This window comes from Rhodococcus sp. BS-15 (assembly GCF_000813105.1).
Lineage (GTDB): Bacteria > Actinomycetota > Actinomycetes > Mycobacteriales > Mycobacteriaceae > Rhodococcoides.
On sequence record NZ_BAOX01000173.1, the window covers coordinates 1 to 10394 of the forward strand.

The 10394-nt window shown below is 63.0% G+C and carries 7 protein-coding genes and 3 pseudogenes; 2 read left to right on the plus strand and 8 right to left on the minus strand.

Features of this window, described 5'->3' with window-relative positions:
• Positions 1-262: 262 nt before the first annotated feature.
• Positions 263-1483, plus strand: a complete 1221-nt coding sequence (locus RHBS_RS17880; RefSeq protein WP_121869940.1) for an IS110 family transposase — start codon at positions 263-265, stop codon at positions 1481-1483.
• Between the two features lie 25 nt (positions 1484-1508).
• Here the strand turns inward: RHBS_RS17880 and RHBS_RS17885 are convergent.
• Positions 1509-1901: pseudogene (locus RHBS_RS17885) on the minus strand (SDR family NAD(P)-dependent oxidoreductase); the annotation flags it as partial.
• A gap of 121 nt (positions 1902-2022) precedes the next feature.
• Positions 2023-2859: pseudogene (locus RHBS_RS17890) on the minus strand (helix-turn-helix transcriptional regulator).
• 78 nt (positions 2860-2937) lie between these two features.
• On the opposite strand from RHBS_RS17890, the gene RHBS_RS17895 reads away from it, so the two are divergent.
• Positions 2938-3663, plus strand: a complete 726-nt coding sequence (locus tag RHBS_RS17895) for an SDR family NAD(P)-dependent oxidoreductase (RefSeq protein ID WP_128646151.1) — start codon at positions 2938-2940, stop codon at positions 3661-3663.
• Positions 3664-3679: 16 nt separating this feature from the next.
• On the opposite strand, the gene RHBS_RS17900 is transcribed toward RHBS_RS17895, so the two are convergent.
• The 6 genes and pseudogenes from RHBS_RS17900 to RHBS_RS17925 all read right to left on the minus strand — a co-directional run.
• Entirely contained in the window at positions 3680-4180 is a 501-nt protein-coding gene (locus RHBS_RS17900; protein ID WP_128646155.1) for a metallophosphoesterase, read from the minus strand.
• A gap of 27 nt (positions 4181-4207) precedes the next feature.
• Positions 4208-4966, minus strand: coding sequence for an ABC transporter ATP-binding protein (locus RHBS_RS17905; protein ID WP_128646152.1), 759 nt, complete (start codon positions 4964-4966; stop codon positions 4208-4210).
• Positions 4963-5982, minus strand: a complete 1020-nt coding sequence (locus tag RHBS_RS17910; RefSeq protein ID WP_237669366.1) for an iron chelate uptake ABC transporter family permease subunit — start codon at positions 5980-5982, stop codon at positions 4963-4965. The genes RHBS_RS17905 and RHBS_RS17910 overlap by 4 nt, the downstream gene beginning before the upstream one ends.
• Positions 5969-6937, minus strand: a complete 969-nt coding sequence (locus RHBS_RS17915; RefSeq protein ID WP_128646153.1) for an ABC transporter permease — start codon at positions 6935-6937, stop codon at positions 5969-5971. The genes RHBS_RS17910 and RHBS_RS17915 overlap by 14 nt, the downstream gene beginning before the upstream one ends.
• A gap of 32 nt (positions 6938-6969) precedes the next feature.
• On the minus strand, positions 6970-7872 hold the full coding sequence (locus RHBS_RS17920) for a siderophore ABC transporter substrate-binding protein (protein ID WP_128646154.1): 903 nt from the start codon (positions 7870-7872) through the stop codon (positions 6970-6972).
• Positions 7873-8016: 144 nt separating this feature from the next.
• Positions 8017-10394: pseudogene (locus RHBS_RS17925) on the minus strand (error-prone DNA polymerase); the annotation flags it as partial.

Genomic DNA, 10394 nt, shown 5'->3' on the forward strand with positions numbered 1-10394 from the left:
CTAATGGGACTTGATCGGCGAGTCTCCGGCTGGAACTGGAGCAACCGGACAACGCTGGTCACCGAGCCGCTGGTGGGTGAGCACTATTTCAACCTGGAGTGTGGATCGACTCCTAACCCTAGATCGTGTCCCCACCGGTCGGCGAGGGTTCCCAGAATGCTGATGGGGTGTCGTGCCACCAGAGCACTGATCCATTAGGTCGCCGTCCGGATCCCTCGAGGCTCGCCGACAGTGTCCGATCGAGCGCGAACAGGAGAACCGAATGATTTTTGTTGGAGACGACTGGGCGGAGGATCACCACGACATCCACGTGATGGACGCCGACGGGAAACGGTTGACCTCACGCCGATTACCCGAAGGACTGGCGGGTATCAGTGGGTTTCACGATGTGATTGCCTCGTACGCCCAGGCGCCCGCCGAGGTCGTCGTCGGCATCGAGACCGATCGCGGCTTGTGGGTGTCTGCTCTGGCCGCGGCCGGATACACCGTGTACGCGGTCAATCCGCTCGCTGCTGCGCGCTACCGAGACCGCCACCATGTCTCGGGTGCAAAATCCGACGCCGGCGACGCCAAACTCTTGGCCGACCTCGTGCGCACCGACAGGCACAACCACCGCACCATCGCCGGCGACTCGACCTCGGCCGAGGCGATCAAAGTATTGGCCCGCGGACATCAGAATCTGATCTGGTCCCGTAACCGGCAGACCAACGCGTTGCGCTCGTCCTTGCGCGAGTACTACCCCGCCGCACTCGAGGCCTTCGACAGTCTTCATCACGGCGACGCCGTCGCGGTGCTCTCGCGTGCCGCCTCGCCCGCCGAAGCATCTCACCTGAGCGCAGCGACGATCCGATCGATCCTGAAAAAAGCTGGGAGACAACGCAATATCGAATCACGCGCTGAAGAAATTCGCGTTGCATTGCGTACCGACCATCTCACGGCACCACCTCCTGTTGCCGCTGCGTTCGCCGCCACCACCCGCTCGGCGGTGGCGCTGATCGCGGAGTTGAACCGTCAGATCGTCGACCTCGAAGCCCAACTGACCCGCCATTTTGAAACACACCCGGACGCCGCTATCTACCTCTCCCTGCCAGGAATCGGTGTCATCCTCGGCGCCCGGGTGCTCGGTGAATTCGGCGACGACGTCGCCCGCTACACCAACGCCAAGTCTCGCAAGAATTACGCCGGTACGTCACCCCTGACAGTTGCGTCGGGCAAGAAGCGGGCCGTACTGGCTCGTCATATCCGCAACCGGCGGCTCTACGATGCCATCGACCAGTGGGCGTTCTGCGCCCTCAACCAGAGTCCGGGCGCACGCGCGTTCTACGACCACCACCGCGCTGCCGGAGACCTCCACCACCAAGCGCTCCGCGCACTCGGCAACAGACTTGTCGGGCTCCTGCACGGGTGCCTACGTCACCACACCGAATACGACGAACACACCGCTTGGGCACACCGCACCGGGCAACAACCAGCCGCAGCTTGACAAGTTACGGACCTGGGATGTCTAGGGTGAGCGCGAAGTGGCCGAGGTGATTGGTACCGAACTGCAGCTCGAATCCATCCTGGGTGACCTGACGCGCAGGTGGCTGCATGACACCTGCGTTGTTGACGAGTATGTCGATCGCCCGGCCATCGGATGAGAAATCTTCCACCAGAGCGGAAACGGACTCCAACGACGACAGATCCAGCGCCCGAGTGGTGACCTTCGCTCCCGGTACCGCGACTCGGATCGATTCGGCTGCCCGCTCCCCCTTGGTGGCAGAGCGCACCGGCATGACGACCTCGGCACCGGAGCGGGCGAGCTGCGTGGCAATGACCGTTCCGATCCCGTCGCTCGCTCCCGTGACGACGGCAACCTTCCCCGTCAGATCGGGAAGGGATATGTGTGTTGTGCGGCCCATGGCAAGCTCCTGTGCTGGTGTTGATCGTGCGGATTCGACTTGCGGAACCCATGTTCGACGACCGCGCCGGGCTTATCCAGGACTTCCCGATCCACTGATACGACCGACACCTTGGATCGAATCAGGACAGAACCTGAGTTCCCACCACCGCAAGCAGTTCCAATTTGGCGTAGCTCTCGCTGCCGGGGACTGCCGTGTACACCAGCAGTCGCTGCGCTTGCTCGGGGTCCAGCAGTGTCTGGCAGTTCAGTTGCAGCAGGCCGACCGTCGGGTGCAGAAACCGCTTGGACTCGGGTGGGTGAACCCCTACTTCGCGCTTCGCCCACAGGGTCCGAAATTCTGCGCTGACCGCGAGCAGCTCTGAGGACAGGTGTGCAGCTCTCGAGTCGGGTCCGCGAAGAGTGACGATTTCGCGCAATCCCGACGCGTACACCCGAGACAACACGGCACGTTCTTCGGGCGGGTACGACTGCCGCACCTCGGGTCGGTGAACCATCGGTATCCCAGACTCCGATTCGGCCCGGTGCGCAACGACGCATCACCGGTCAGGGCCGCTCCCAGCGGCGTCTGACGGAGCGTTTCTCCGGTTTCGGACACGATCTCGGCGGGCGTGTCGTTCAGGCGGTCCAGAATTCGTAGCATTCCTGGGCTGACGTGCTCGCTCGACGACCCGCGAGCGGGAGGATTGTGCCCGGCGAGTCGGAACACGTGATCACGCTCGCCGAGCGACAGATGCAATCCCTGTGCGATGGAGGCGATCATCTGCGCCGACGGGGCGGGTCCGGTAGCCCGTTCGAGTCGTGCGTAGTAGTCGGTCGACATGTGGCAGAGTTCTGCGACCTCCTCACGGCGGAGGCCTTGTGCGTCTGCGCTGCCCCCGTGGCAGCCCTACGTCCTCCGGTTGCAGCGACTGCCGTCGCTGCCGGAGAAACGCTGCCAATTCCGGTCGATCGATCACGTCGGTTCCTTCTTTCCCGTGCGTGCGCATCGCGCCTGCAATCAATTGTGCCTGCTGCGCGGTGGCTATTGTCGACAGATGAGCGCTCCCTTGACCGTCGTCACCGGCGGAAGTCGCGGAATCGGCGCTGCGGTGTCCAGGCGACTGGTGGCCGACGGGCACGATGTGGTGATCGGCTACCGCTCCGATTCCGCTACCGCTCGAGCAGTGGCGAGCGAACTGTCGACCGACGGCCGAACGGTGATCGCCGTACGGGCCGATACCACCGACGAACAATCGGTGGTCGACCTCTTCACCTCAGCCGCCCGGATCGGCACCGTCACCGGCCTGGTGAACAACGCCGGTTCGGCGCGCGCCGTAGGGGCGCTGGTGGACAACGACATCGAGACCATCAGAGCGGACCTCGACGTCAACCTCGTCGGGGTACTCACCTGCTGCAAGTACGCGATCACGGCAATGGCCGAATCGGGTGGCTCCATCGTCAACATCTCCTCCGCTGCGGCGACCCTGGGCAGTCCGGGGATGTACGTCCACTACGCGGCAGCCAAGGCCGCCGTCGATACGCTGACGGTCGGACTGTCGAAAGAAGTTGCTGCGCAGAACATCCGCGTCAATGCAGTGGCACCCGGTGTCATCGAGACCGACTTCCATCGAGATCGGGAGCGGCCACAGAAGATGGCGTCGAGCATCCCGCTCGGCCGCCCCGGTGTGCCGGACGAGATCGCCGGGGCGGTGTCGTGGTTGTTGTCCGAGGATGCGCGATACGCGACCGGAACCGTCATCAGGGTGGCAGGCGGAATGTGAGTACTTCGCATCGCCGCTATCGAGGGGCGATGCGATGCAGCTCCACGTTCGTCAGCGCACCGTCTTCGGCTGTGGCCGTCATGTACGTGCAGAACGGTTGCCGACGCCGATCCGTCGGCGATCCCGGGTTGAGCAGCCGTAGACCGTTGTCTGCGAACGTGTCCCACGGTATGTGACTGTGGCCGAACACGAGCACGTCCGTTTCCGGGTACGCGGCCGCCATCCGTCGTTCCCGTCCCGTCGCGGCACCGGTCTCGTGGGTCACGGTGAACCGCACCCCGCCGAGTACGGCGTCGGCGCGCTCGGGCATGAGTGCTCGCAGCTCCTCGCCATCGTTGTTGCCCCAGCACGCGACCAGTCGACGCGACCGCTGCGAAAGCTCCTCGAACGCGGCCAGATTCACCCAATCACCTGCGTGGAGCACCACATCGGCGTCGTCGATGGCGGTCCATACCTCGTCGGGCAAGGCGCGAGCCCGTTTCGGGAGATGAGTATCGGCAATCAGCAGCAGCTTCACCACTCGATTGTGCACGTCGCCGATCGACTACCGCACATAGACGGCAGTGCGGTGCCCCTCGACGACGTGGACGCGAACCGGGGTGTCGAACACCTCGCTCAGCACGTCGTCCTGCATCATCTCCTCAGCAGTGCCCGTGTTGACGATGATGCCGTCGCGCATGGCGACGATACTGTCGGAGTAGGCGGCGGCGAAGTTGATGTCGTGCACGATGAGCACGATGGTCTTGCCCAGTTCGTCTGCAGCACGACGCAATTGCTTCATCATCAGCACCGAATGCTTGAGATCGAGATTGTTCAAGGGCTCGTCGAGCAGAAGATACTCGGTGTCCTGGGCCAGCACCATCGCCACGAACGCTCGTTGCCGTTGCCCGCCGGAGAGTTGATCCAGAAATCGCCCTTCGAGGGCAGCCAGATTCAAGAATTCGAGGGCCTCGTCGACGTGCGCTTCGTCCTCGGGACCGAGCTTTCCCTTCGAATGCGGGAACCGGCCGAACCCGACCAGCTCACGGACCGTCAACCGCGCGGTGATGTGGTTCTCCTGGCGCAGGATCGACAGGTGCTTGGCAAGTTCCCGAGACTTCGCGACGCGAACGTCCATCCCACCCACGGTGATCGTGCCCGTGGTCGGGTCGAGTAATCGCCCGATGACCGTCAGCAGGGTGGATTTCCCTGCTCCGTTCGGCCCGACGAGAGAGGTGATCCCTCCCTTTGCAATGGCACCGGTGACGGGACCGAGAACGGTGGTGTCCTGATAGGACTTGGTCACATCACGAAAGTCGATCACAGCGTCCCCTTACGAAGAATCATGATGAGGAACAAGATGCCACCGGCGAATTCGATGATGACGGTGAGAAACCCGCCGGCATAGAAGATGTGCTGCATGATGAACTGCCCCAGTAGCAACGTCAGGAAGCCCAGCAGGAACGCCATCGGGAGGACGTAGATGTGCTTGTAACTGCCGGTGGCCTGGTAGGCCAGCGTCGCGACGATGAAACCGAAGAATGTCATCGGTCCCACGAGAGCCGTCGAGAACGCCACCAGCAGCGCAATGAGCATCAGCATCGAGATCAGTTCGCGCTTGTAGGACACCCCGATCCCCATGGCTGCCTCCCGTCCGAGCAGCAGAGCGTCCAGGTGGTGTCGGCGCTTCCACAGCACTACTGCGGCGAACAGGCACACCCCGAACGCCAACGGCAGGTAATCGCCCTTCACAGCGCTGAGTCGGCCGAACAGTTCGACCGACAGCATGTCGTATTCGGTGGGTGAGAGCAGGCGTTGCAGAAACGTCGAGATGCTGTCGAATGCCAGCCCGAGCACAACTCCGACGAGCAGCATCAGGAATAGACTGCCGAGCTTGCCGGAGAACAACCAGCCGTACAGAACGGTCGCGAGTGCGACCATCAATGCCGTCTGGGCCAACAGCTTCGGGATGCCCTCGGTGTTGGCGATGACGGTGCCACCGAAGACGAACACCATGATCGTCTGCATCAGCGTGTAGAGCGAATCGAACCCGATGATCGACGGCGTCAGAATGCGGTTGTTGGTGACGGTGTGAAAGACCACCGTGCCGAGGCCGTGCGTGAACGCCGCAACGGCCATGGCTCCCACCATGTTCAGCCGCCGGGGGAACGCGAAGGCGAACGATCCGCGCACGAACAGGAACAGGAAACACACGACGGCGATCGCCACGATCACCGACAGCACCGCCAATCGCATCCTCGGCGTGAAGCGCGACGCCTTCGGTCCGCGCGGCATCGGTCCGGTGATGCGCGGGTCCACACGGGAACTAAGCACTGACATACCGACGCTGCCTCACGATCAGAACGACGAACACGATTGCCCCCAGAACTCCGAGAACAACCGATGCGGGAATTTCCATGGGTGCCACGACCGTTCGGCCGACGAGATCGCATGCCAACAGGAGACCTGCACCGACGAGCGCCACCCAGGGAAGGTTCTTGCGAACGTCGTCGCCGAGCATCATCGACACCAGGTTGGGCACGATGAGTCCGAGAAACGGAATGAACCCGACGACCACCGTGGTGACGCCGGTGGCCACGGCGACCATCGCGACGCCGACCAGAACGATCTGCTCGTACCTCATCCCGACGTTCGTGGCGAGCTCCTTACCGAGTCCGGCAACGGTAAAGCGATGCGCCAGCAGGTATGCCAGCACCGCGATGACGATCACCGCCCACATCGGTTCGTAGAACCCTCGCACGATCCCGCTGAATCCGCCGGACCGCCAGGCCGACATCGCCTGCAGGAGATCGAAAGTCCCGGCGAGGAATGTGGTGACGGCCCCGACGACGGCACCCAGCATGATGCCGACGAGCGGGACCACCAATGTGGTCCGGACCGACAGCCGCCGGAGCACGCCGACGAACAGCAGCGTGCCGACCAGAGCGAACACCGTGGCGACGAGCATCTTGGTCATCGGCGGCGCGTCGGGCAGCACGATCAATGTGGCCAGGACACCGAGTCCGGCCCACTGCGCCGTGCCTGCGGTGGTGGGTTCGACGAACTTGTTCTGGGTGATCATCTGCATGATCACCCCGGAGATGCTCATGGCCATGGCTGCGAAGATCAACGCCAGAGTGCGAGGAACCCGCGAGATCAGAAACATGTTTCTGGCCGCTGGATCGTCGATCATCGTGGCGACGGTGATGTCGTATCCGCCGACGAGCAGTGACGCGGCGGTCAGCATCGTCACTATCCCCATGATCGCGGCAAGCAGCAGTCTCTTGTTCGTCATGTCGGTGATCCGTCGTGCGGTGTTCGTCCGGCCTACGCGGCGTTCTCGAACGCGTCCGAGATCGACTGGAACGCTTCGGTGTACGCCTGGATTCCCTCGCGGGTGTAGAAGAACGGATCGAGGTAGATGATCTGGTCCTCGGTGGTGAAGGTGGTCTCGGCGAACGCTTCCTGTGCGTCGAATACGGCCTTGGCCGGGGACGAACCGGGCTCACCGGCTGCGGCGTCGCGGTCCAGAACGATGACCCAATCGGGGTTGGCCTGAGCGATGGTTTCCGGCGCCAGACCCGAGTCACCGTGGACATCGCCTGCCTCACCTGCGAAGACGTCGGTCAGGGTCAGGGGTTCGAGCAGACGACCGATGCGCGCAGCACCATTGTCGATCTTGCCGCCGTTGACGTTGGCGAGAAATACTGTCTGTCCGGTGGTCTGCGCTGCAGCAGAAGCCTCTGCAGCGTCGAGGGCCGCGATGATCTCGGCCGCTCTGTCCTGCAGGCCGAAGATGACGCCGAGCGTCTCGGTCTGAGTCTTCAGCGTCTCGACGAAATTCTCGTCGTCGGGCGAGATGTCGATCGTCGGCGCGATCTGGCCGAGCTCCTCGGTGTATTCCTGGAATCGATAGCCGCCGATGATGAGATCCGGTTCTGCTTCGCTGACCACTTCGAGGTTCGGTTCGCGATGGGTGCCGACGTCCAGGATGGCGTCGTTGTCGATCCACTCCTCGAAGCCCGTCGACGGCATGATGGGTTTGGGAAGAGCAACCGGCTCGACACCGAACGCCCGAAGCGTCTCGAACGAGGTGTTGTCCAGTGCTGCCACGCGCACCGGATTTGCCGGAACCTCCATGCTGCCGTTGTTGGTCTCGACGGTGACGGTTGCGGCGTCGGCAGATTCGCCCGTGGTCGAATCGGTGCTGCACGCACCGAGTACGAGCATCGAAGTCGCGGCGGCTGCGACAAGTAGACGGGGGGGCGCGGAACGTTCTCACTTCGGTGTACTCCGTTGCTCGATGTTTACCGGGGCTTTGGTTGAGCAGTAAAGTATCACTTAGGCAAGGCTATGCAAATTCAGGTTCCTTGGTCAGCGAAAATCCCTCGATCTGGACGCAACTCGCAGATCCATCAGCTGCAGATGATCGGCCACCACGGTCACCGCACCCTCGGCGTTCTGTACTTTGCCTCGAATCAGCAACGCCGGAGCCGTGATCGCCAGCTTGCGGTACTTGGCCCACAACCCGACCGAGCACACCACGTTGACCATGCCGGTCTCGTCCTCGAGGTTGATGAACGTGACGCCTCCTGCCGTTGCCGGCCGCTGGCGATGCGTCACCGCTCCGCCGACGAGCACGCGGTCTCCGTCCGGAATCTGCAGCAGCCGGTTCGCGGGAATCACGCCGAGTGAATCGAGCCGATCTCGAAAGAACTGCGTGGGATAGGAATCCGGTGACACACCGGTTGCCCAGACGTCCGCCGAGGCCAGATCGAGATCCGACATTCCCGGTAGTGCAGGCGCTTTCGTCGACGCTCCGATGCCAGGGAGCAGGCCCGGACGCTCCCCTGCCGCTGCACCCGCAGCCCACAGTGCCTCTCGGCGAGTGATGCCGAAACACCCGAGTGCGCCTGCCGTTGCCAGCGCTTCCGCCTGCGCCACCGACAGTTCGACGCGTCCCGTCAGGTCCAGGAACGAGGTGTACGGCCCGTGTGCGTCTCGCGCGTCGACGATCTTCTGGGCCACTGCGGTACCGATGAACTTCACATCCGCCAACCCCATGCGAATTTCGAGGCCGTCCGCCTCGAGATTCGCGTGGCCGAGACTGGCGTTCACGTCTGCACCGTGGACAAGCACACCATGCCGCCTGGCATCGGCGACCAGGGATTGCGGTGAGTAGAAACCCATCGGTTGGGCGCGCAACAAACCGGCACAGAATGCCGCCGGATGGTGCAACTTGAACCACGACGAGTAGAAGACCAGTGAGGCGAAGCTCTGCGAATGGCTCTCGGGGAAGCCGAAATTGGCGAAAGCCGACAGCTTTTCGTAGATTCGGTCCGCTGCCGCGCCGGTGATGCCGTGCAGATCGCGCATCCCGTCGTAGAACCGACCACGCAGCAGTTCCATCTTCTCCGGTGATCGCTTCGACCCCATGGCACGGCGCAGTTGATCGGCGTCGGCAGCACTGAACCCCGCGACATCGATGGCCATCTGCATCAGCTGTTCCTGGAACAGCGGCACCCCGAGAGTTCGATCGAGCGCCTTCTTGAGCGACGGATGCTCGAAGATCACCGGCTCGAGTCCGTTGCGGCGCTTGATGTACGGGTGCACCGAACCACCCTGGATCGGACCGGGACGAATCAGCGCGACCTCGACCACCAGATCGTAGAAGTTCCGCGGCTTGAGCCGCGGCAGAGTGGCCATCTGCGCACGCGACTCGACCTGGAACACCCCCACCGAATCGGCTCGCTGGAGCATCTCGTACACCTCGGGCTCGGACAGGTCGATCGAGGCGAGGTCGATCTCGATGCCCTTGTGCTCGGAGATCAGATCCATCATGTAGTGCAATGCCGAGAGCATGCCGAGCCCGAGCATGTCGAACTTCACCAAACCCACTGCGGCACAATCGTCTTTGTCCCACTGCAGCACACTGCGGTTCTCCATCGTCGCCCATTCCACCGGACAGACGTCGGCGATCGGCCGATCGCAGATCACCATGCCACCGGAGTGAATGCCAGGTGCCTCGGGAAGCCCTCGATCTGCCGCGCGAGTTCGAGAACCGACTCGGGAATACCGTCGCCTTCCTGATCACCGATTCCGGACCAGCGGGTGATCTGCTTGCTCCACGCGTCCTGTTGTCCCTGTGAGAAACCGAGCGCGCGGGCCATGTCTCGGACCGAGGACTTGCCGCGATAGGTGATGACGTTGGCCACCTGAGCGGCATGGGTGCGGCCGTACTTGGCGTAGACGTGCTGGATCGCCTCTTCCCGACGATCGGATTCGATGTCGATGTCGATGTCGGGCGGCCCGTCGCGTTCGGGTGCGAGGAAGCGCTCGAACAGCAGCTTGTTCGCCACCGGATCGACGTTGGTGATGCCGATCGCGAAGCAGACAGCCGAGTTGGCCGCGGAACCTCTTCCCTGACAGAGGATGTCGTGTGTCTTGCAGAAGTGGACGATATCGTGGACCACCAGGAAGTAACCGGGGAATTCGAGCCTCTCGATGATGTCGAGCTCGTACTCGAGCTGCGAATAGGCCGCCGGGTTCGCCGACTGCAGGCCGTACCGACGAGCGGCCCCCTCGAACGTGAGTCGACGAAGATAGCTGATCTCGGTGTAACCGTCGGGCACATCGAATGGCGGCAGGCGCGGCGCGATCAACTTCAGATCGAACGAGCACTCCCGACCGAGCTCGACGGCACCACGCACCGCGCCCGGATAGTGATGGAACATCTCCGCCATCTCCACCCC